At 60.1% G+C, this 23,140-nt stretch carries 21 protein-coding genes and 1 tRNA gene; 1 reads left to right on the top strand and 21 read right to left on the bottom strand.

The features are described from left to right. Nucleotides 1-6: 6 nt before the first annotated feature. Complete coding sequence (rpsP, locus tag FYJ40_RS04460) at nt 7-357, bottom strand: 30S ribosomal protein S16 (protein WP_154516223.1); 351 nt, start codon at nt 355-357, stop codon at nt 7-9. A gap of 201 nt (nt 358-558) precedes the next feature. On the opposite strand from rpsP, the gene dinB reads away from it, so the two are divergent. Continuing rightward, the gene (dinB, locus tag FYJ40_RS04455) at nt 559-1,815 is read left to right on the top strand and encodes a DNA polymerase IV (protein ID WP_154516220.1); all 1,257 of its coding nucleotides are present in this window, start codon (nt 559-561) and stop codon (nt 1,813-1,815) included. A gap of 228 nt (nt 1,816-2,043) precedes the next feature. On the opposite strand, the gene FYJ40_RS04450 is transcribed toward dinB, so the two are convergent. The 20 genes from FYJ40_RS04450 to FYJ40_RS04355 form a co-directional block, all read right to left on the bottom strand. Continuing rightward, nucleotides 2,044-2,793: a transposase gene (locus FYJ40_RS04450; RefSeq protein ID WP_195838550.1), complete on the bottom strand. Its 750-nt coding sequence runs from the start codon at nt 2,791-2,793 to the stop codon at nt 2,044-2,046. Between the two features lie 230 nt (nt 2,794-3,023). Then, the gene (gene rsfS, locus FYJ40_RS04445) at nt 3,024-3,479 is read right to left on the bottom strand and encodes a ribosome silencing factor (protein ID WP_154516214.1); all 456 of its coding nucleotides are present in this window, start codon (nt 3,477-3,479) and stop codon (nt 3,024-3,026) included. A gap of 28 nt (nt 3,480-3,507) precedes the next feature. Beyond that, nucleotides 3,508-4,041: a bis(5'-nucleosyl)-tetraphosphatase (symmetrical) YqeK gene (yqeK, locus tag FYJ40_RS04440; protein ID WP_195838562.1), complete on the bottom strand. Its 534-nt coding sequence runs from the start codon at nt 4,039-4,041 to the stop codon at nt 3,508-3,510. Between the two features lie 87 nt (nt 4,042-4,128). Further along, entirely contained in the window at nt 4,129-4,806 is a 678-nt protein-coding gene (gene nadD, locus FYJ40_RS04435; protein WP_154516208.1) for a nicotinate-nucleotide adenylyltransferase, read from the bottom strand. Nucleotides 4,807-4,809: 3 nt separating this feature from the next. Continuing rightward, nucleotides 4,810-6,276: a GTPase ObgE gene (obgE, locus tag FYJ40_RS04430; protein ID WP_195838549.1), complete on the bottom strand. Its 1,467-nt coding sequence runs from the start codon at nt 6,274-6,276 to the stop codon at nt 4,810-4,812. 86 nt (nt 6,277-6,362) lie between these two features. After that, nucleotides 6,363-6,620, bottom strand: a complete 258-nt coding sequence (gene rpmA / locus FYJ40_RS04425) for a 50S ribosomal protein L27 (protein WP_154516202.1) — start codon at nt 6,618-6,620, stop codon at nt 6,363-6,365. A gap of 33 nt (nt 6,621-6,653) precedes the next feature. Beyond that, the gene (gene rplU / locus FYJ40_RS04420; RefSeq protein WP_035138585.1) at nt 6,654-7,028 is read right to left on the bottom strand and encodes a 50S ribosomal protein L21; all 375 of its coding nucleotides are present in this window, start codon (nt 7,026-7,028) and stop codon (nt 6,654-6,656) included. A 67-nt stretch (nt 7,029-7,095) separates the two neighbouring features. Beyond that, a complete protein-coding gene (locus FYJ40_RS04415) occupies nt 7,096-7,908 on the bottom strand; it encodes a TIGR03936 family radical SAM-associated protein (RefSeq protein ID WP_154516199.1) in 813 nt (270 codons plus the stop codon). Next, a complete protein-coding gene (locus tag FYJ40_RS04410) occupies nt 7,905-9,782 on the bottom strand; it encodes a TIGR03960 family B12-binding radical SAM protein (RefSeq protein ID WP_154516196.1) in 1,878 nt (625 codons plus the stop codon). The genes FYJ40_RS04415 and FYJ40_RS04410 overlap by 4 nt, the downstream gene beginning before the upstream one ends. A gap of 9 nt (nt 9,783-9,791) precedes the next feature. Next, nucleotides 9,792-10,721, bottom strand: coding sequence for a YcjF family protein (locus FYJ40_RS04405; protein ID WP_154516193.1), 930 nt, complete (start codon nt 10,719-10,721; stop codon nt 9,792-9,794). Between the two features lie 18 nt (nt 10,722-10,739). Next, nucleotides 10,740-11,966 (bottom strand): FtsW/RodA/SpoVE family cell cycle protein, encoded by a 1,227-nt coding sequence (locus FYJ40_RS04400; RefSeq protein WP_154516190.1) that lies wholly within the window; start codon nt 11,964-11,966, stop codon nt 10,740-10,742. A gap of 9 nt (nt 11,967-11,975) precedes the next feature. Further along, a complete protein-coding gene (gene mrdA / locus FYJ40_RS04395; RefSeq protein ID WP_154516187.1) occupies nt 11,976-14,045 on the bottom strand; it encodes a penicillin-binding protein 2 in 2,070 nt (689 codons plus the stop codon). Nucleotides 14,046-14,058: 13 nt separating this feature from the next. Continuing rightward, entirely contained in the window at nt 14,059-14,625 is a 567-nt protein-coding gene (locus FYJ40_RS04390; RefSeq protein WP_154516184.1) for a hypothetical protein, read from the bottom strand. Nucleotides 14,626-14,637: 12 nt separating this feature from the next. Next, nucleotides 14,638-15,579, bottom strand: coding sequence for a rod shape-determining protein MreC (gene mreC, locus FYJ40_RS04385; protein WP_154516181.1), 942 nt, complete (start codon nt 15,577-15,579; stop codon nt 14,638-14,640). A 78-nt stretch (nt 15,580-15,657) separates the two neighbouring features. Further along, nucleotides 15,658-16,689 (bottom strand): rod shape-determining protein, encoded by a 1,032-nt coding sequence (locus FYJ40_RS04380; protein WP_006236061.1) that lies wholly within the window; start codon nt 16,687-16,689, stop codon nt 15,658-15,660. A 126-nt stretch (nt 16,690-16,815) separates the two neighbouring features. After that, nucleotides 16,816-18,120, bottom strand: coding sequence for a tetratricopeptide repeat protein (locus FYJ40_RS04375; protein ID WP_229770665.1), 1,305 nt, complete (start codon nt 18,118-18,120; stop codon nt 16,816-16,818). A gap of 12 nt (nt 18,121-18,132) precedes the next feature. Further along, nucleotides 18,133-18,675 carry a peptidylprolyl isomerase gene (locus tag FYJ40_RS04370; protein WP_154516178.1) on the bottom strand — a complete coding sequence of 181 codons (543 nt, stop codon included), beginning with the start codon at nt 18,673-18,675 and terminating at the stop codon, nt 18,133-18,135. Nucleotides 18,676-18,780: 105 nt separating this feature from the next. Continuing rightward, a complete protein-coding gene (locus FYJ40_RS04365) occupies nt 18,781-19,935 on the bottom strand; it encodes a zinc ribbon domain-containing protein (RefSeq protein ID WP_154516175.1) in 1,155 nt (384 codons plus the stop codon). A 215-nt stretch (nt 19,936-20,150) separates the two neighbouring features. Further along, nucleotides 20,151-22,868, bottom strand: coding sequence for an HAD-IC family P-type ATPase (locus FYJ40_RS04360; protein ID WP_154516172.1), 2,718 nt, complete (start codon nt 22,866-22,868; stop codon nt 20,151-20,153). Between the two features lie 76 nt (nt 22,869-22,944). Continuing rightward, nucleotides 22,945-23,021 (bottom strand) — tRNA-Arg (locus FYJ40_RS04355). Nucleotides 23,022-23,140: the final 119 nt, after the last annotated feature.

Below are 23,140 nucleotides of genomic sequence, written 5' to 3'. Positions count from 1 at the left end.
CACGATTTACTCCTCGGCGCCCTCAGCGGCCTCAGCGGCCTCAGCGGCAGCCTTAGCGGCCTCGGCCTCTTTGGCGAGCTGCTTCTTGGACTTCTTGACGACGGTCTCGGTCTTCTCGCCCTCGTTGGCGGCCTTGACCAGGGCAGCGACAGCGTCGGTGAGCTGAGCGCCCTTGGACTGCCAGTCAGCAATCTTCTCGAGATCGAGGTTGATGGTCTTGGGGGTGGTCATCGGGTTGTAGCGGCCAACCTCCTCGATGATACGACCGTCACGCGGGGCGCGGGAATCGGCGACGACGACACGGTAGTACGGACGCTTCTTAGCGCCGTGACGAGCAAGGCGAATCTTGACTGCCAAAGGAAACTCCTCCAACCAAGCAGCTTTAGGCTGCAACTACAAACAAACAGTTGAACATAATACGCCATCGACGCGGGCAGGTGAAGTCCGTGAGACCAACTTCTTCGGTGTAGTCGAAGGCAAATCCATATCTTAGACAAGAATTCGCGATTTGCAAGCACATCCACGCACCCCACATGAGCTGCGCGGTATACTCATGCCATGAAAAGATGCGAACATACATACGGTTATGAGGATACTGCGGGCGTCACGCCGCCGCCCTGGACGGGTCCGGCGGTGGGTCTGATGGATCTCGATGCGTTTTTTGCGAGCGTGGAGATGCTCGATCATCCCGAGTGGCGCGGCAAGCCGCTTATCGTGGGTGGAGACGCCGAATCGCGCGGCGTCGTCTCCACCTGCTCATACGAGGCACGCCGCTTTGGCGTGCACTCCGCCATGCCCTCGGTCGAGGCGCGCCGCCTATGTCCGCAGGCCATTTGGACACACGGGCATTTCGATCGCTACCACGAGGTCAGCGCACAGGTCATGAATATTCTTGCCGACGAGACACCGCGCGTAGAGCGCGTGTCCATCGACGAGGCCTTTATCGACATCACGCCGGGCCGCTTTGCGCCCGAGGACCCACTGCTCGTCGTACGACGCATCAGCGATCGCGTGGCGGCACTGGGGGTGACCTGCTCCATCGGCGTCGGTTGCAACAAAACGGTAGCCAAGATTGCAAGCGAGCGAGACAAGCCGTTTGGGCTTACGGTCGTACGCCCGGGAACTGAGCAGCGTTTTCTGGCACCGTTACCTGTTTCTGCCATGAGCGGTATCGGGCGCTCGGCCGAGGAGCGGCTGCGCCGCATGCGGATTTACACGCTGGGCGAGCTGTCGCGCGCACCGGAATCCACACTGTCTGCGATTTTTGGCGTTAACGGCGAGCGCATGCGCCAGCGTGCGTTGGGGCTCGAGGTTTCCGAAGTCACGAGCCTCGATGAAGAGCGTGAGGTCAAGTCGGTAAGCAATGAGCGCACCTTTGCGAAAGATTTGACCGAGCGCGGGGACATCGAAGCGGCGATTGCACTATTGGGCGAATCCGTCGGACGTCGCCTGCGCCGCCAGGGGCTTACCGGCACCACGGTGACGCTCAAACTTAAGTACTCGTACGGCAGCGGTCGCTCGGCACAGCGACGACTCCCCCATCCCACCGACGACGAGAACATCTTTGTGGCGGTAGCGATCGAGTTGCTCGACAACATCTGGCAGGAAGGAATGCATGTACGCCTTGCCGGCATAGGCATGAGTGACTTCAATCATCAAGGCGGCATACAGACCGACCTGTTTTGCGAAGTCGACGACCGCGGAGCCCAATCCAGCGACCGCCGTGACCTCTCCGTCGCCATCGACGCGGTCCGAGACAAGTTCGGCGACACCGCCCTATCCTTCGGCCGCCAATCACGCTTCTCCTCCCACTAAGTAGTCAATTTGGGACGGGGCTTTTTTAGCTACTTTAGATTGTCAGGGTAGTACGGGGCAGCTAATTTGGGACGGGGCTTTTTTAGCTACCCTTCAGCTGGCAGCGAATCACCCGGGGCCGGAATAAAACTCAACCGATTTGTAGGGTTAGCTAAAATAGCCCCGTCCCAAATTAGCTACCCAACCCATACCTGACGCGGTCGCAACACAGACCTCGTCCAAAATGAGCTATTTTTTGACTTTGACCTTTTGTATGGTGCAGTGTCCAATACCCGTAAGACGGACGATCTGTTTAATCGAAAAGCCCTCGCTCTTCAAAGTACGAATGCAGGCATCGCGCGCCCCCTTTGGCAAAGCCTTAAGGTGATGAGGCTCGTACGGCTTAAGAAGAGCCTGCGCAAACTCCAACGCATCTGTGTCGCTCACATGAGCGCCGTCACGGAAGCAATAGCGATTGGGCTCACCCGAGGTGCTGAAGGCAAAAAATCTCTGAGAGTCACCGAGCAACCCAAGAACGCAATCCGTTTTGCAGATACCCGGATATCCCATATACTCGCGAAAGCTGCTCCATCGATACAGCGAAGCGGTCCCAATCCTCGCCTTCGCGGGATTGTCGTGAATGTATCTCACGCAGTTGAGCAGCTGATCATCATCGAGGATCGGCACACTCTTAAATCGATCCTGGAAAACAGGCCCCTTCCTGCCTGTCTTTGAGTTGAAATACATGGCATACGCCGTCGTAATCGAATGCATGCAATCGCTCAGATGAACATGCTCGTCGTCAAGCAGAAGATGAATATGGTTATCCATAAGGCACCACGCGATGACATCCACTTTAAACTTCTGGCATTTCGAAGCAATCAGCCGAATCAGATAGAGCCGATCTTCGTCATCCTCAAATATGAGTTGGTCGGCACATCCCTTTTGGACGACATGGTAAAAACCATATACAGAGATTTCTCGCGCAGTCCGAGTCATACGCATCCCCTCCTCTACAGATGACAATTACGTTACCCGAGCCAGAGTAGAAAAAAACGTACTGGGAGCTATAAATCGCGATGTTCGGCGAACGGTAGGTAGTAGCTAAAAAAGCCCCGTCCCAAATTAGCTACTTTTGGGCAAAAAGAAAGCCGGGCGGCCGCGGAAAAACGCGACTGCCCGGCGAAACACTTGAGGGTAGCTAAAAAAGCCCCGTCCCAAATGAGCTACTAGAGGAGGTCCAGGGAGAGCTGGGGAGCATCGCCCCAGAGCTTTTCGAGGCGGTAGAACTCACGTGCCTCGGGAGTGAAGACGTGGACGACAACCGAACCGTAGTCCATAAGCATCCAGGTCTTCTGCTCGCGGCCCTCAATGGAAAACGGGTGCTCGCCGCAAGCCTCGGCGACCTTCTCCTCAATCTCGTCGACGATGGAATCAACCTGGCGGTTGTTGGTGCCGGTAGCAAGGACAAAGTAGTCGCAAACATCGGAAAGCTCAGTCAGGTCGAGCACCTGAACGTCCTCGCCTTTCTTGTCGTAGGCGGCCTGCGCGGCAGCGCGGGCGACATCCTCGGCGGCGACACCGCTGGCGGAGAGCGTCGCGGCGGTGCGGTCGGACGTGGCCACGAAACTCTTGTGCTCCACACTTTCAAGAATCTGCTCGTCGGTCATGGTCTCATCGGCCATGGAATACCTCTTTCTAGACGCACCCGAGCTAGCGCAGCTGGGCGTAATGGTTGTAAATCGTAATAGCCGTGGGATAAAGATAGCGCCCGGACTGGATCACATAGACCAGACCCTGCGCAAAACAGGAGAAGAACAACTCGTCGAGCGAGGACTTCCCCACCATCTTGCGCAGCGCATGGGCATAATCGCCGTGGCGGTTGGGTTCGATGGCATCGGCCACAAAGACCACCATATCGAGTGGCGTCATGTCGCAAGCGCCCACGGTGTGACGGTCGACAGCCTGAAAGACCGCCGGCGACAGCTCGGGAAAAAGCTGCGGAAGCTCATAGGCGGCAACCGGGCCATGCAAAAGCGGCGTCGCGGCAGACGGAGAGCCGGCAATCTTAATGCCATAATGCAGAGCGCGCGTGACCAGCTCGTCGTCGGAGAGTACTTTGTCCCAGTCATGGATCAGGCCGGCGGCAGCGGCATCAAAGCGGTCGACATCGTATACCTCGGCTAGGTGCAGCGCCGTCTCGGCAACCCCGAGCGAATGCACGTAGCGCTTACGCTTATCCTTCATGCGCACATCGAGCAACTCGTGGATACGCGTCAAGAGCGCGCGCTCGTCGCCCTCAAACTGATCTTCTACCGACAACGTTTCCCCCCGTCAATCAAAATCGTCTTGCCCAAGATCGGCATACAGGCCGCGTTTACGGATATAGCCGAGCACGGACTCGCTCGTAAGATAGCGCACGCTCATGCCGCGGGCAACCCGCTTGCGGATGTTGGTCGAGCTAATCGCCAGCGCCGGAATCTGAATATAGCGCACATCGAAGGGCAGCCCCGATTCCTTAATCCTCGACCGGGCCGTATCGATGTCAAAGCCGGGGCGTGTCGCAGCGATAAAGGTTGCCAGTTCGGCAATCTCATCAGCATTGTGCCAGGTCACAATATCGATAATCGCATCGGCACCCGTGATAAAGTAAAGCTTCACCTGTGGAGGGTAAAACTCGCGAAGGGCACGCAGCGTATCGGCTGTATAGGTGACACCGGCACGATCGATCTCGAAGCGGCTTGCCAAAAAGGCCGGGTTCGCGGCAGTCGCGAGGACCGTCATGGCATAACGGTCCTCGGCAGGCGTCACCGGTTTGTCGAGCTTAAAGGCAGGAGAGCCGGCCGGCATAAAAAGCACAGCGTCCAAGTCGAGCGACTCGCGAGCCTGCTCGGCAGTCACCAAGTGCCCGTAATGAATCGGGTCAAAGGTGCCGCCCATAATGCCAAGCCGAAACTCGTGCCCATCCTTGATGGGCAGCTCAGGCAATCCGATTCCACCGCGCAGCGACATGGCTTACTCGCCCTCCGGGGTCTCAATAACGTCGACTTCGGTAGCGCCTTCGGAGCCCTCGGTGACATGAGCCACGTCCGCACCCTCGGCCGCTACGTCAATAACCTCAACGCCTGCATCCTCGAGCTCATCCTCGTATTCCGAGAAGTCCTCGGCGCCCTCAAAGTCAAAGGCGCGCTGGCAAATGCGAACCTCGTCGCCCGCACGGCAGCCGGCCTTCTCGAGCGCATCGTCGACACCCATGCGGGCAAACTTATGCTGCAGGTAGATGACGGCTTCCTCGTTTTCCCAGTCGGTCTGGATAACCATGCGCTCGATCGCGCGACCGACCACGCGGAAAGCACCGGGCTCTTCCTCAACAATGCGGAAGCGCTTCTCGCGCTGCAGGCGGCGACGCTCCCACTCCTCATCGCGCAAATCGACCGGCTCATCAGAGACCGCAAGCTCCGCGCGAAGCTTAGCCACCTGCTCGCCCACGGCAAGCATCAGGGTGTTGAGGCCGGCACCCGTAACGGCGGAAACGGCAAAAAACATGTGGCCGTCGTCGAGCGCCGCGCGCTTAAGGTCGGCAATCTTATCGGCCGTACCCGGGGCATCGCACTTGTTGGCGACAACGATCTGCGGGCGCTCCGAGAGCTCGGCACCATACTGCTCGAGCTCACGGTTAATGATGCGATAGTCCTCAACCGGATCGCGATCCTCAAAACCGCCCGTCATATCGACAACGTGCATGATCAAAGCAGTGCGCTCAATATGGCGCAGGAACTGATGACCCAGGCCCTTGCCTTCACTCGCACCCTCGATGAGGCCCGGTACGTCGGCGACGACATAGGAATACTCACCGGCACGCACCATACCCAAATTGGGCACAAGCGTGGTAAACGGGTAGTCGGCGATCTTAGGACGGGCGGCGCTCATACGCGCGATGAGCGAGGACTTGCCCACCGAGGGAAAGCCCACGAGCGCGGCATCGGCCATAAGTTTCATCTCGAGCTCGATCCAGTGCTCCTCGGCCGGCTCACCCAGCTGGGCAAACGCGGGCGCGCGGCGCACCGACGTCACAAAGTGAGTGTTGCCCAGACCGCCGGCCCCACCGGGCGCCACGACAACGCGCTCGCCATCGTGCACCAGGTCGGCAATCTCGAACATCGGGGTCTGCGTCTCGGGATCGAGCTCGCGGACTACGGTGCCCATGGGAACTTTCAAAATCAGGTCCTCGCCGCTCTTGCCATTGCGACGGGCGCCCTGGCCGTGCGTGCCGCGCTCGGCACGGAAGTGATGCTTAAAGCGGTAATCGATCAGCGAAGACAGCTGAGCATCGGCCTGGATGACGACATTGCCGCCACGGCCGCCGTCGCCGCCATCGGGGCCGCCCTTGGGAACAAATGCCTCGCGCCTAAACGACATGCATCCGGCTCCGCCGTCGCCGCCGCAAACGTTAATGCGGCTGATATCGGTGAACTGTGACAACAGAATCGCCTCCTACAAAAAAAGAGGGAGACCCTTGAATCCTAAAACTCAAGTGCCTCCCACATATGTGCTCTATGAAGGGTGAATTACGCGTTCGCGAGCGGGCGTACGCTGACCCTGTGCTTGATACCCTTGTGGAACTCAACGGTACCGTCGACCAGCGCGAACAGCGTGTCGTCCTTGCCACGGCCAACGTTCGCACCCGGGTGGATGTGCGTGCCGTGCTGACGGACGAGAATCGTGCCCGTGGTTACCGTCTGGCCGGCGAAGCGCTTCGTGCCAAGGCGCTGACCGCGGGAGTCACGGCCATTACGGGAGGAACCGAGTCCTTTTTTGTGTGCCATTGTGTATACCTACTCTTTCGTTACGAGTGTAATCTACTCGGCGACGGGAGCCTCGGCAACAGCCTCAGCCTCTGCCTTGACAGCCTTCTTGGCGCGGGAGGTAGCCTGAACCTTCACGATCTTCAGCTTGGTGAGCTGCTGACGGTGACCCTTCAGACGACGATAGCGCTTACGCTTGTGGAACTTGAAGACCAGCTGCTTCTCGCCCTTGAACTGCTCAACGATCTGAGCGGTAACCTTGGCCTTGGCCAGCTTGTCGGGATCGGTGACGATCTTCTTACCATCGTTGAGGAAGATGACCGGCAGGGTGACCTTGTCGCCCTCATTGCCCTCGATCTTCTCGACGGTGATGACATCGTCGGTGGCGACCTTGTACTGCTTGCCGCCCGTGTTAACGATTGCGTACATGTTTACTTGCCCTTCATGCATCAGTTAGTGCAACAGCCGAATATAGTAGCAGGCGATAATACCCCCGTCAACGAGTATGTGGAGCAAATCCACAAGTTCGCACAGGTATGGGGCTGACGAGTCGGCCCTCGTCGTCTTCGCATGCTTGATTCTGACGCTCGACATCGTAGGAGCAGATGGTCACGAGGTCTTGCATACCGGTGGAAACAATAGGTGCATCGACGCCCGGGGTCAAGCCCTGCAACAAAACATCAGCAGCAGAAAGCAAAATCTCCGGACGCATGGAGCCCTCGTTGTCGGCGTGGGTGTCGAGCATGAGCACCAGATGGTCCGGGCGCTCCCCCGCCTTAAGCTCGTAGCCCACGAGCGTATGGTCCAAGTCCAGGCGCTTGCTCTTTTTGCCGCGCGCATAGTCGATGCCGTGGCCCGCACGCAACGTGTCAATCGCGGCGCGCACCTCATCGGCGCTCACGGGTGACTCAGGGTCCAGATGCAGGTCGATACGATACGACAGACGCGTGAGCTGGGCTGTGAGCGCCGGCGTGCGCACGTCGATGTATGCGGCCTCGATGGGGGCCAGATCGGCCGGAGATGCCGCCGCCAGGCGCTCAAACGCCTCGTCGAGCACGACGAACTCGGTCATAAACAGGTCATACCACTCGCAGGTCGACGACGTGCCCACGGGCAGCGCCGAGGAAAAACCCACGCGCATGTGCGGCGAGAAACCCTGCGTCACAGCATAGGGCAGCCCCGCGCGACGCACGATACGCTCAATGGTATGGATTAGTTCCAAATGGCCCAGGTACTTGAGACGATCGCGCTTGCCGTAGCGAACGCGAAGCCTAAAGAGCGTGGGGCTGTCGGTCAAGCGCTCACTCATGCGCGATCACCCACCAATACGTTCTTGGCGTGGAGCGTGGGGCAGATTCCGCAGCCGGTGCACGACGTGCGGGTGCAGTCGGGCGTCGTGACGCCCTCCAGCGAGCGGCGGTATTCGCGCTCGAGGAAGCCGCGCGAGCAGCCGGGGCTCACGTGCTCCCAGGGCAGGTGCCAGTCCAGCTCGTAGGGCAGGTACACGAGCTCGTTGAGGTCGATGCCGTTTTTGGCAGCGGCCTCCTTCCAGTTATCGAGCGAAAAATGCTCCACCCAGGCGTCAAAACGCGAACCGGCACGCCAGGCATCGATGATGACAGGCGTCATGTCGCGGCCTGCACGAGACAGCGCCGCCTCAATAAGCGAGGTCTCGGCATCGTGGTAGTGCACGCGGACCGCACGGTTGCGAACGCTCGTAATGAGGAGCTTCTGGCGGCGTTTGACGTCGTCGTAATCGAGCTGCGGGCACCACTGGAAAGGCGTGGCGGCCTTGGGGATAAACACCGACACCGAGATGGACACCGAGATGGAGCCGCGGCGCGCCTTGGGTACCACGGAGCGGCCGAGCTCGAGCACATGGTCGGCCAGGTTGGCGATGGCCACGATATCCTCGTCGCGCTCGCCGGGAAGACCCATCATAAAGTAGAGCTTCATGCGATTCCAACCGGCCTCGAAGGCCGCCTTGGCCGCGCGGTCCACGTCCTCCTCGGTCACGTTCTTGTTGATGATGTCGCGCATGCGCTGGCTACCGGCCTCGGGGGCAAACGTCAGGCCGCCCTTCTTTTCGCCGGCGACCGACTCGGCCATATCCACGCCAAACGAATCCAGGCGCTGCGAGGGAATGGACACGCGAATGCCCGTATCTTCCAGGCGGCGGTTAAGGCGACCGAGCACGTCGCGGATGCAGGAGTGGTCGGTGGTCGAAAGCGAGGTAAGCGACACCTCGTCATAGCCGGTCTTTTCCAGGCCCTGGATCACCGAGGACACGATCTGGTCGGCCGAGCGCTCGCGCACCGGGCGATACGTCATGCCGGCCTGGCAAAAACGGCAACCGCGAGCGCAGCCGCGCAGGATCTCGATAGACAGGCGATCGTGAACGAGCTGCGCATAGGGCACGCACGACTGCGACAACGGATTGGTAGCGCCAAAGTCCTCGACGACGCGCTTGTAGACCACCGGCGGCACGTCTTTGCCCTCGCGCGGCACGGTGTAGCCATGCGGTGAGCAGGGTTCGTCATAGCGCACCTCGTACAGCGAGGGCACATAGGTACCGGAGACGGTCGCGAGCCGCTCGACAATCTGGGCGCGCGGGACGCCCTCGTCACGCAGGCGGCGATGCAACTGGCAGATCTCGAGCAGCGACTCCTCACCCTCGCCAATCAGGATGGCATCGAAGAAGGCCGCATACGGCTCGGGGTTATAAACCGAAGGTCCGCCGGCGACGATGATGGGATCGTCCTCGGTGCGGTCGGCCGCCAGAAGCGGAATGCCGGCGAGATCGAGCGCCTCGAGAAAGTTTGTCACGGCCATCTCGTGCGGCACATGCATACCGACGATATCAAACGAGGCCACGGGCGCTGCGCCCTCGAGCGACAGCAGCGGGATACCGGCCTCGCGCATGGCATCGCCCATATCGGGCCACGGCACATAACCGCGCTCACAGGAGATGCCCTCGGCCTGGTTAAGGATGTTGTACAGGATGGCGATACCCTGGTTGGGCAGGCCGACCTCGTACACGTCCGGGTAAATCATGCAGCAACGATAGTCGGCATCGGCCTTGAAGAGCGTACCCCACTCGTGGTCGATATAGCGACTCGGCTTTTCGACCTTCGCGAGCAGCGGCTCGATTAAATGAAAACAGTCTTGGTATGGAACGCGCAAAAGAAACCCCTAAGCAGCGAGATCGGATGCATCCTCAAAAGGATTCATGGGACGGGTAGCGCCGGCAACCGTGGTCACCAGGTCGCGGACGCGCGAAAACGTGGCGGCAACCACCTCGTTGGCACGGCTGTAGTCGATATCGCGCTCGTAGAGAGACACGAGTGCACGGCCCATGCCATAGGTGCCCGCGGCAGCAGAGAGTGCCTTGACGGCAAAGCCGATATGCGGCGTCTGCTTTACCAGGGCGCGCGTGACGGCGCGCATTACCAAGCCGCCGGCAAGCACGCCCGCGACCTCGTAGCCGCGCTCGGGCTTAATGCCGCGTCCAAAGATGGCCGCAAGCTCAAAGAGCATGCCAACCTGCGCCAGCGCCATAACGGGATAATCGGCCCCCGGCAAAAACACCAGCGCGCCCGTCGCCATATTGGTAAGCGCGCACGAGGTGATGATGCGGTTGGCGGCGGCAATGCGCATAAAGGCAAAGTTCGCCGCAAAAGCCGTCTCCTTTTCCGTACGGTCCAGGATCCAGCGGGCGAGCGTCTCGAGCAGATACGTCTTATCGGTGGCCGCTACCACGCCGAGCATGGGCGTGGACTCCTGGATAAAAGGCACCTCGACAGCGGACTCGGCCAGCACGCACACGGGCGCGCCGGCAATGACGAGCTCCTGTACAGCACTCTCAAGGCGCTCAGATCCGCACGAAAGCACCAGCACCACGTCGGTATCGGTCTTGGGGACGATACGCTCCTCCCCCAGACGCTCAACGCGGACAATGCCCGAGGTCGTCTGCGGCACAAAGGCATCGCGCACCGTCTCGACCAAAAAACGCGAGGCAGTCGAATCCAGGTAGACCGAAACGCGCACCGGCGTATCGGAATCCCTCTTGGTGGTCGCGCCCATTTTAAAAGCGCGGGTCAGCTTTTCCACGGGAATCTTCATGGCAAACCCCTCCAGCGGTTACGCGGCGCCCGAACGATGCCGCCATATGGATTGTACGATACCCACCGTCAACAACTGGATCATCATCGACGACGAACCAAAGCTAATGAACGGCAGCGGAATACCGGTAATCGGCATCATGCCAATGCACATGCCGATGTTCTCGAACGTCTGAAATGCCCACATGCCGACAATACCCACGCATGACAAGCGTAGAAACAGAGACTCGCACTTAAAGGCGACGCGAATCGTCGAGAAGATGAGCAGCACGTACAGGCACAGCAACAAAAAGGAACCGCAGAAGCCGAACGTCTCTGACAAAAAGGCGAAGACGAAGTCGGTATGGAACTCGGGCAGAAAGCCGCCGGCCGACTGCGTCGCATGCCCCAGGCCCTTACCAAAGAAACCGCCCGAGCCGACCGCGATCAACGACTGCTGCAGGTTGTACGCATCGTCCGAATCGGCGTTGTCGGGATCGATGAAGACCGTCAGACGATTCATCTGGTACTGCTTAATGAGCACATCGTGGCCGAGCAGCGAATCGAAGACCGAATCGAGCGCCAGGACGAGCGCCACCAAACCCACGAGCAGAGCCAAAGTCGACAGCACCCATTCGCGGCGCGCACCGCTCATGCAGATGACGATGGCACCCGACACCAGCACGACCAGACCCGAGCCCAAATCGCCCATGGCGACGACGGCCAAAAACGGAACGGACAGCATGCCGCAGAGCTTAATGTAGTCGCGAGCGGTATCGATGCGCCCGTTGTACTGCGAGCCAAGCGTGGCCATAAAGAAGATGGTGATGAGCTTGGCAAGCTCAACGGGCTGGAATGTTAAACCGATACCGGGAATCTTGATCCAACCCGTCATTCCCAAGCCGCCCGTATAGGACAGGCCCGGAATCTTAGGCGAGAAGATCACGATGAGATCGATGACGAGCAGGGCCGTCGAAAAGTTGGAAATGCCGCGCAGGTCGGTGCGCCAGACGAGCACCGCCAGCACCGCGCCAATACCGATACCCAGCAGGTGACGCGAGAACGAGGCGTCGGCTTTAAACTGCGAGGCGGACCAGATAATAATGGCGCCATAAGTGACGAGCGCCACAGTCGCCAACAGGACGCCGACGTGCACCTTTTGGCGAAACGTTCCGCGCGATGCGGAAATCTGCTTGTTAACGCGGTCCAGGCTGCTGCGAGAGCCGGTTTTGGTTGAGCGGAACAGGTCCGCCGGCGAAAAGTCCATCGCAACCTCCTATCGAACCGAGGAATCGCCCGTGGCCGTCGACGTGTCGGGCTCGTCATAAATCGCACCGAGGACATCGCGCACAACGTGCAGCGCGGTATCGGAGCCGCCACCGCCCTGTTCCAAGACAGTGGCGATCACATACTTGGGGTCATCGGCCGGCGCGTAGGCGCAAAACCACGCGTAATCGTCCTCGCCGCTCTTCTCACCCGTGCCGGACTTGCCGTAGACCGTAGGGGTCAGGGAGTTAAAGTGCGCGGCGGTCGAAGTCGACGCCGAGTAAATCACATCGTGCATGCCGTTGCGGACCAGCGCAAGATCGGCATCGTTGTTAATTTGAGCCTCAAGGCGCTTCTTTTTGCCCTTGCCGTTGTACTTGTAGGCATCGCCGTCGCCATCACGCGAGACAGCAGACAAGAACACATGCGGCACATACTGTTTGCCGCCGTTGGCAATACCCATGTAGGCGCAGGCCATCTGCAGCGGTGTCACCAGAATGTCGCCCTGACCGATGGCGATGTTGGTCATATCGCCGGCATTCCACTTGCGGTCCTCGGCCGAGGCGTCGGTAAAGTACGACTCTTTCCACTCTGCATCGGGAATGCGGCCCGCACCCTCACTCGGCAGGTCGATGCCGCAGGTCTTGCCCAGGCCCCAACGGCGAAAGACCTCTTGCAGGCCTTCGGGATGCTGGTCGTTGTAGAAAAAGGCCTTGCCCATATCGTAGAACACGGGGTCGCAGGAGTTGGCGATACCGGACTGCAGCGTCATCGTGCCGTGGCCGGAGTGCAGCCAGCAGTACTTTCCCCAGGATTTGCCCAAGCCGGTCCAATATCCCGTGCAGTTGGTCGTTTGACTCGAAGTGTACGTGCCAAATTCGAGGCCAGCCAACGCCGAGAGGGGCTTGATGGTCGAGGCAGACATGTACTGGCCGCTAATGGCGCGGTTGAGCAGCGGATGCGAGCCCTCGTCATCGTTAAGCTCGGTCCACACGTCATTGGAAACGCCGCCGATAAAGACAGAAGGATCAAACTTGGGTTCGCTTGCCATGCCCAAGATCTCGCCGTTGTTGGGGTCAAGGCACACCACGGCACCGTTGCCGGCATTGCTATGGCCCGTAGTCTTGGCAAGCTCAATGGCATTCGCCAGAGCCGTCTCGCAGGCCTGTTGAATCTTAAGATCGAGCGTAAGCTTAATGTCAGAACCGGCCTTGGCGGGAACGGCGCCGGCTTGACCGGTAACGTTACCCGAGGCGTCAACTTTCACGGTCTGCTCACCGCGAATGCCCTGCAGCAGATTTTCGTAGTAAATCTCTACGCCCGCCTGACCCACAATATCGCCCGATTGATACGAGATCTGGCCAGCCGCGCTTTCGTTGCCGTCCGACGACTTCTTGTTCTGCGCCTCGAGCTGCTCGGAGGTAATGGTGCCGGTATAGCCCAAAATATGGCAGGCGGTCTCGCCATACGGGTACTGGCGCTCGGTGCGCTCGGCGATCTTCACGCCGGGAAACTCACCGGCGTGCTCCTGAATGTAGGCGACGGTAGAGCGGCGCACGTCAGTCGCGATCGTATGCAGGCTCTGCGCGCCCTCGGAATTGTCCTGGATGTTGCGCAGCACCGCGACATACGGCATGCCGAGCACGTTGGCAAGATGACGCACCAGCACCTTGTCGTCGGCAAGATCGCGATAGGCGACGACGGCGAGCGAGGGGCGGTTTTGCACCAGTGCGACGCCGTTGCGGTCCAAGATGCGGCCACGCACGGCCGGCGTGGTAACGGTACGGGTCTGATTGCTCTTGGCCTGCTTGTCGTAGTAGTCCGACGAGACCATCTGCATGCCCCACAGCTTAACGGCAAGCGCGGCAAACATGGCACCCACGCCCGTGGTGAGGATGGAAAAACGGCCCTTGAAGGCCGTGGCGGCCGTATTGCCCTCGCCCTCGGTGGCGCGCGGGGCCGTTCCGTGCTGTGTGTCGTAGGTAAAGCGGGAGTCGCCGCGGCGCATGATGACCAGCGCGACCACAATGGCCACGACCAGCGCGATACCGGCGACAACAACCGTCAACTGGGAAGACATCTTGAGGCCTCCCCTATTTGAGCTTACGGGTCTTGGGCTTAAAGCGCATGCCCGTCTGACGCCCACCGCGCGCAGAGAACCCATAGCCAGACTGCGGAGCGGCGCCGGACATCAAAAACGGAATGGCAATCAAGCCCGTCAGGATCGAGGACGGCAGAGCGTGCCCAAAGATGGCCACCACAAAGCTCGTCTCCAGACCCATAAACAGCAAGATGATGCTGTAGACCACGTTGATGGCAAGCGCAAAGGCGCCCACGGTAATGCCGCGCGCGCTCGGCGAGCCGCCCGTCTGACCAGCCGCGCTGTGCACCAAAGCAAAACTGCCCACGGTCAGCAGCAGCGACATAACGCCCACCGGCACGGCGGCGGAAAGGTCGTAAAACAGACCGCTGCAAAAGCCGCACACGACGGCACGCGTAGGGTCGCCCGAAAACACGCTCAGACACACCAAGATGATCATAAAGTTGACGCGGCCGCCCGCGATGGAGATTTGCGGTGCCAGTCCCGCCTGCAGCAGCACGCAGACGATAGCGGCGATTGCAAAGGCGCGGGAGCCAGTCCCCTGTTCGTGTAGATCCATGGACATGCCTCCCTATTCGCTCGATCCAGAATCGGACGCTTCGGCCGTGTCGGAATCATCATCCGATTTCTCGTCCTTAGACTGAGTCGCGGCATCGCGCGATGAGCCCTGCGGGGCACTATTGGCCGAGCTCACATCATCGTCCGAAGCCGACTGCTCGTCGGTCAGCGAGGTAATGACGAGCACTTCCTCGTTATTTTCGGCCGTGGTCTGCGCACGCACCACAATGGTGTAGTACACGTCGTTAGCCGACTTCTCGACCGAAGACACGGTGCCGAGCGGCAGTCCCTTGGGGAACACGCCACCGATGCCCGAGGTCACGATGATATCGCCCACCTTAACATCGGAGTCGACGCTCACGTACTCAAGACGCAGCGTGCCATCGGGCTGGCCCTGTAGCATGCCTTGTGCGCGCGTGTCCTGCACCATGGCGGACACACCAGAGTTCTCGTCGCCAATCAGGCGCACGGTCGATGTCTTGGCCGAAACCTCGATAATCTGGCCGATGACGCCGGCCGAGCTCGTCACGGGCATGTTGATGGTAAGCCCGTCGGCAGAACCCTTATCGATGGTGACGGTCGACGTCCAGGCGTCACCCGAGGCTCCGACAATACGAGCCGCAGTGGACTTGAGGTTATAGGTCGACTGCAGGCCCACCAGACCCTCAAGGCGCTCAGCGGTCTTTTGGGCCTCGGAAAGCTCCGCGACCTTGGAAGTGAGGACCTCGTTTTGCTTCTTAAGGTCGTCGAGCGACTCCTGCGAAGCGGTGAGGTTGGAGAACACGTTGCCGATGGCATTGAATGGCGCCGCCACCGCCGAGCCAACGAAACGCACCGGAGAGGTGATTGTCGTGACGCCCGAACGCACGGCATGTATCGGCCCGGCCTCGCCCTCTCGAATGTAAAACGTGAGCAGCAACACAGAAATCAGGCTGAAAACAATCAACGGGCGCATACCCGTTGATTGTCGTTTGGTATTCAGATTTGAAGAGAAACCCGAAGATCGTGCCAAATGGAATCCACCTTTTGGAAATTAAGCATTGGTCTGGACGAAACCGCCGTCAAACGCGTTGGCCTCGAGCACGCGGGCGCAACCGTTTACGACGTTGTCGAGCGCCGTGGGGCTCACGTTGACCGAAACGCCCGTCTCGTCGCGCAGGCGCACGTCGAGGCCGCGCAGCAGCGCTCCGCCGCCGGTCAGCAGAATGCCGTAGTACATAAGGTCCGAGGCAAGATCGGGCGGTGTGGCGTCGAGTGCGTCCTTAACGGCCTTGGCCATCTCGTCGAGCGGCTTATTGAGCGCACGACGAATCTCCTCGCTCTCGATGCGCACGGTCTTGGGCAGGCCCGTGATCACGTCGCGGCCATTGACCTCGACGTCAAGCTCGTCCTTGAGCGGCACGGCAGAGCCGACCTTAATCTTAATGTCCTCGGCCGTGCGCTCGCCGATGGCCAAATTGTAGGCATCGCGAACATGTGTGAGGATAGCCTGATCGAACTCGTCGCCGGCAATGCGGATGGACTGCGACACGACGATACCGCCCATGGCGATAACGGCAACCTCGGTGGTGCCGCCACCGATATCGATAACCATGGAGCCGGTCGGCTCCTCGACAGGCAAGTCAGCACCGATAGCGGCAGCCATGGGCTCCTCGATCAGATAGGCCTGGCGAGCGCCAGCCTGAATCGTAGCCTCGAACACGGCGCGCTTCTCGACCGACGTGACACCGGAGGGAACGCATACGACGACGCGCGGACGAGGGGTCCACGGATAGCGCTTCTCGGAAGCCTTATCGATAAAGTAGCGAAGCATGGCCTCGGTGACATCGAAGTCGGCGATGACGCCATCCTTAAGAGGACGCACGGCCACAATGTTGCCGGGCGTACGGCCAAGCATACGCTTAGCCTCGATACCGACTGCAAGGATGCGCTCATCGTTTTTGTCGATAGCGACGACGGAAGGCTCGCGAATGACGATGCCCTTGCCGCGCACGGAGACAAGCGTATTGGCGGTGCCGAGGTCGATGGCTAGATCGCCCGCATAGCTACCGAAGAACATGTCCATCAAAGAAAACAACGCAACTCCTGATGTGTTGGATGATTGCTGGAAACTACTAGCCCATCATACTAGCGCAAGCCCGGCACCTCACTTGCGGTGAAGCACCGGGCAGCGCCAAATCTCATAAGGTCACTACTGGTTGTCAGCGGCCGAGAAATCGATGTCGAGCGAAGATACCGCCCAGCCGATATGGTTATCGGAGCGCACGAATTTGACGGTATATTCCTGCTCGCCGCCCTTGGACAGCGAAGCCTTCACCTTCGCGGTGGTCTCGGTCATGGACTGATCCATACCTTCAACGGAGACGGTGGCGCCCTGCGGGATCGAGGAGATAATCATCGCCTTGGCGTCCTCGGACAGGCTGGAGGCCAGGCAGGACTCGGCCTTGGCGGTATCACCGTCGCCGGCAGCCTGGAACAGATCGGTGATGACGGACTCCTGCGAGGGGATACCCATGCCGCGCGTGTAGGCAAAGCCCAAACCGCCCGCGGCAAGAACAATCAGCAGAAGCAAAACCAAGAAGACCTTGAGGCCCGTATGGCGATGGCGACGACGGACCTTGGCCTGCTTGCGGTCCTGACGATCCTGCTGGACCATCTCGGACTCGGACAGCGTAAAGAAGCCCGTGTCGGACGGATCGGGCATAAACTGGCCAGTGGCACCCGTGGGATCGAGCGAATCGACAGCAGTCGTATCCATGGCGGGCGCCGGGGCCGTGGCCATGGCGGTCTGGGCCGAAAGCGCGGCAAGTGAATCGTGCACGCGGGCAAGCTCATCGGCCTGCTCGGGTGTGAGCTGATAGATGCCGTCGGCAGTGGCGGCATTAAAGGCATCGAGCGCCTCGGAAGGACGACCCGCGGCAGAAAGCGCCTGGCCCATACCCGCGTTAAGCGCACGCGTGTCATCGCGCGGACCGGCAAAGTCGATGGCCGTGCGATAGGTCTCCACGGCGTCCGCCGGTCGGCCAAGTTTGATGAAGCAGCGGCCGAGTTCGCCAAGGGCGGCCGCGGGGGCTGGATTGGCGCCATCGATGGCGGCCTGGCGGAAGGCAGTGCCTGCATTGGCGAAATCGCCCGACTGGAACAGCGCGTTGCCAAGACCCAGATAGGCCTTAAACGGCGTGGCATAGGAAGCATCCTGCGTTGCGGCGGAGAACGCCTGGGCTGCGGTCACATAGTCACCCACGGCAGCGAGCGCCTTGCCGCGGTTGGTGAGCAGCGCGCCGCGCTTTCCATAGGTGCCGTCGTTGAGGGCAGCCGCGTACGCCTCGGCAGCCTCGGCATACATACCCAGGTGCATCAGAGCGTTGCCACGCAGATGGTCGGCCTCGCCCATGATCTCGCTGGGGGTCTTTGCCGCACCGAGCATCTGAGCGGCTGCAGAAAAGTCGCCCGCACGATAAGCGGCTCGACCCTGTTGAATCAGCTGGCTATTCAAGGAAGTCCCCTTTTACTCGTGAACGATCTCGACATGGACGATCTCGTCGCCGGCACGCAGCTGCGAAATCACGTCGAGGCCCTCGACCGTGGTGCCAAAGACGGTGTAACCGGAATCCAGATTGTGCTGGGCACCCAGGCAGAAGTAGAACTGGGAGCCCGCGGAATCGGGATCCATGGAACGTGCCATGGCAAGCGCACCGTCCACATGGCTGTTGCGCGGGTTGGTGGCAAACTCTCCCTTGATGCAGTAGCCGGGGCCACCGGTGCCGGGCATACCGTCGGGGCCCTCAAGGCCGGCGGCGACGTCAGCGCCGGACATATCGCGGGTATTGGGGTCGCCGCCCTGGATCACAAAGCCGGGCACATAGCGGTGAAACTTAAGGCCGTCATAAAAGCCCATGGTGGAAAGCTCGCAGAAGTTCGCCACATGGATGGGAGCGCCCTCGCCGTCAAATTTGACCTTGATCGTACCCTTCGACGTCTCGATGATCGCACACTCGTCACCAGCGAGCTGGTACTCGGGCGTATAAAGCTCTTTCTTAAAACCAAACATGTGGTTCCTTCCTCGTGCGTTTAAAGCATATTTGTACGAATTGTAGCAATAAGCACGGGCTTCCATCAATTGCGCACGCAGGTTATGCCGTCGGAGGGCAACAAATTACGAACGCGGCTGCGGCTTCCAAGCGCTCACATTGGCATCGTACTGGTTAAGGGCGCTGTTGCCGCCCTGTGCGATGGGCGCCAAGATTTCACTCTGGCGGGCGCTCAGCGACTCGCCATCGGGAATGGACAGCGAGATATCCCAGCTCTGGCAGATCATGTCGACGCGCTCGTACATCCACTCGGCAAGCTGCTTGAGGTGCTCGATATCCTCCGCGTAGACGGTATCGTCTTGCACCTTAAGGTTGTTGAGCTCGTCTTGGGTCTTTTTGATCTGGTCGCGCAGGGCATAAGCGCTCTGCGACAGCTCCTGACGCGTGGAGAGCGGCGTGCGTAGGTACCCGCTGTTAAACGAGTCGACAACCTCGCCGATCTGATCATCGTCGCCATACGACACGATCGTCCGATACAGACCGTCGAGCTTGGTATAGAGCTGGTCGTCGGAAAGGACGGTCTCCTCCTGGACCACCTCGGCGGTATCGTCGGACTTGGTCTCTTCCTCGGTAGCCTCGCCCTTCTGGCGCGAGGGGAACGTCGTCTTGGCGGCCTGGCCAAACTGGTCGTAAAAGCCCGGCATAACGCCCATGGGGTCCGACGTCACAAACCAATAGGCACTGCCGCACACGGCAGCGAGCAACGCGATGACGATGAGCGGCTTGGGAATACGGCGCTTGTGCTTGTGGTAGGCATCCTCGTCAGGATGCACCTTGCGCTTGGGTTTTTGATTTTTGGACTGAGCGTCGTCACGAAGGGACACCGGCAGCGGGATATCGACCTTGGGAATGCCAAAATCCCTGTCGAAAGCCGGCAGCACGCAGGTCTCATTGGGATCGGCGGCATCGGAAAGTACCGCGGCGGCAGAGGCCGGCGCATGGGGTACCTCGGTATCGATCTGCTCCTGCGTCAGGCGGGGAAAACCAGCCGTGCGCCCAGCAGCCAGGTCGGATGCGGCCGCATCCTCGGATAGAATGCCCGGGGCAGGGCGCCCGCACTTGGAACAGGTACGGTCATGAGGCGACAGACGGGCACCGCAGCCTTCGCAGAACACAAACTCGGTGTGCTCGGGGCCATCGCCCGGGCCAACATAGGTATTGCAATAGGGGCAGAACGAGGAGCCGTCCTCTATGGTCTTGAGACAATGCGGGCAAATCACGGCATCCTCTTTTCGGAATCATTCGAACCATCGAGGTTAGAGCATAACATCGCTACGCCCCTAAAGGCACAGGGCACCAATTCAACATCGCAGGGTAGCTAATTTGGGACGGGGCTTTTTTAGCTGCCCTGGCCGCCAATCGGCCAAATAGAATGCGACATCAGCCGGGTAGCTAAAAAAGCCCCGTCCCAAATTAGCTACCCTGTGAGGTGCGGTTACTTCTTCTTTTTGCTCGGCATCGAAACCTTAATGCCCTGCGCGGACTTGGTCACACGCGAGCGCTTGACGCCCGCGCCCTTCTTTTTCTTGGGTTGGGTCTTTTCCACGCCCTCGAGCGCGCGGGCCTCGGCCTCACGTGTCGTACGCTCCTCGCGGCGCTGCGCCATGTCGGCGGCGACGCGCTTGGCAAAACGCTCGGCCGTCGAGCCCGTCGAGCTCACCTTGCCGCCACCGCGGCCCAAGCGAACGCGCACGCCGCGGCCAAAGCCAGTGGCGGCATGACGGCGACGCGGCTTAAGCGAATCCATCATCGTGGCGAGTTTAAAGAACACGCCGCAAGTAAAGACCACAATCACCAGAAGGATAATTGCCTCGCCCATCGACAAGTTGGCGATAGACAGCAGCTCGGGGAATCCGATAACGCCCACCAAGATGCCGGCGACGACAAATACAAAGAGCACAACGCGCAAGGGAGTGAGCGGCTGCGAGATACGCCAGATCAGGCTCACGCTTGCCGAACACGACGTGAGAAGGCACATCGTCGAAAGCGTGAGCTGGCTAAAGCCAAACACGCGCGCCACAAAGATGTCGAGCGCCGCAGCCAAAATGACTGCAACCGATGCCGGCAGCGCGCGCTTGAGAACGTTGGTCAAGAACGACCCCTTCACGCGGGCATTGTTGGGCTCAAGGCCCAGCACAAAGCCCGGCGCGCCGATGCAGAAGAAGTTGATGAGCGTCATCTGGATAGGCTCAAAGGGATACGGCGGCAGCGCGATGCACAGCGCCGCCAGGCCCATCGAGAACAGCGTCTTGGTCAGGAACAGCGAGGCCGAACGCTGCAGGTTGTTGATGGAGCGACGGCCCTCGGCCACCACGGCGGGCATCGAAGCAAAGTCGTTATCGACCAGCACGATCTCGGCCACGTTGCGTGCGGCGTCGGAACCGGCGGCCATGGCCACGGAGCAGTCCGCCTCCTTGAGTGCCAGCACATCGTTGACGCCGTCACCCGTCATGGCAACGGTATGGCCGCGACGTTTGAGCGCCTGCACGAGCTCGCGCTTCTGCTGCGGGGTCACGCGGCCAAAGACATGGTAGCGGTCCACCGCCGCATCAATCTTGGACGGCGTATCGAGCGTCGTGGCGTCCACATAAGCGTCCGCCCCCGGCACGCCCACCACGCGTGCGATCGACGACACCGTGCGCGGGTCGTCGCCACTGATCACGTTAAGGGTCACACCCTGCTCGTTAAAGTAGCCGATGGTCTCGGCGGCCGAAGTGCGAATCTCATCGCGAATGGTCACAAAGCCCACGGGCTCGGCCTCGCCCACCATATCGCCATCGGGCGTAAAGCCGTCCACACGGGCCACCACGAGCACGCGGCAGGTGTCGGCAAGCTCGGCCACACGATTTTCGACCTGCGCAAAGATACGCTCCGAAAGCACAAATTGCGCCGCGCCCATCACATAAGAGCCCTGCGCAAACGAGGCGCCGCTCCACTTTTTGGAGGACGAAAACGGAATGACCGACAGCGGCTCGGACACCTCGACCGGGCGGTCGGCGTAGTAGTTGAGCAGCGCCTGGCAGGTCTCATTGGCATCGGCCGAGGTCGCGCGCGCGACATTGGCAAGCGCAAAATCGAGCACGGTAGTATCGACGGAGACGGGTGCCTCGTCCGGGGCCAAGCCCACACCCTCAACGGGCAACGGATAGGTGCCCTCGACCTCCATGCGACCCGACGTGATGGTGCCCGTCTTGTCCAGGCACAGCACGTCGACGCGCGCGAGCGTCTCGATGCAATAGAGCTGTTGCGCGAGTACCTTGCGGCGCGCCAGGCGCACCGTCGCGATGGCAAGCACCGATGAGGTCAGCAGCACCAGGCCCTGCGGAATCATGCCCAAAAGAGCGCCCACCGTGGACAGCAGCGCCGACGAAGGCACGCGACCGGCCAGCAGCTCGGAAAAGCACCACGAAAGCGCACTATCGCCCGGCGTACCGGCGGCATCCCATAGCCCGCTCACACTCGAGGCAAACAAGGCCAGACCAAGCGGAATCATGATGACGCTCGCAAAACGCACGATAGCGTTGAGCGCGTTCATGATCTCGGAATTGACCTTTTTGACGTACTTGGCCTCGTTGTTGATCTTGGCCACATAGTTATCCGCACCAACATGGACCACGCGGGCACGCAACAGGCCCGAGTCGATAAAGCTGCCGCTCATGAGCTCGGAACCAGGTTGCTTCTTAATAAGGTCGCTCTCGCCCGTCAGCAGACTTTCGTTAACGAGCGCCTCGCCCGATACCACCACGGCGTCGGCAGGTATCTGGTCGCCGCGCCCCAGACGAATGATGTCGTCGAGCACGATCTGGTCCAAGTCGAGCTCCACCTCGGCACCATCGCGCACCGCGATGGCCTTCTTAGAGGTCAGCAGTGTGAGCTTGTCGACCATCTTTTTGGAGCGCATGGACTGGATGACGCCAATGGCGGTATTGAGGAACACCACGAACAGGAACGTCAGGTTCTTAAACGATCCGGTCATAATGACCAAAATCGCTAAAATCACGTTGATCAGATTGAACAGCGTGCAGAGATTTTCGATGATAAGCTCACGAACCGATTTGGTCTTGAGCTCCATGTTGCGGTTGATCTTGCCGGCGGCAATGCGCTCCTCGACCTCGGCGGTCGAAAGTCCGCGCTCGATATCCGTCGTTGCCATACCACGTCCTATCACGTCGCGTCGGTATAAGAAAAACCGCCCGGACCATGCGAGGTTCGGACGGTCTTACGTTCGATGGTGCCCCATGTTGGATTCGAACCAACGGCCTTCTGCTCCGGAGGCAGACGCTCTAATCCCCTGAGCTAATAGGGCCAACGGTTGGCATTATACCCAAGTGCGCCACGAGCTAACAACATAATAGAAAAAGCTCTGCAATTACGTGGGAGACGAAGCGCAACGGCTCACTTTAGGACGCAAAAGTGAAATAATTA

Origin of the sequence: Collinsella sp. WCA1-178-WT-3 (M1) (assembly GCF_009696325.1) — a bacterium.
Taxonomy (GTDB): Bacteria; Actinomycetota; Coriobacteriia; order Coriobacteriales; family Coriobacteriaceae; genus Collinsella.
The sequence above is the reverse complement of the archived record's forward strand: the minus strand, read 5'-3'. Positions and strand labels throughout refer to the sequence as shown.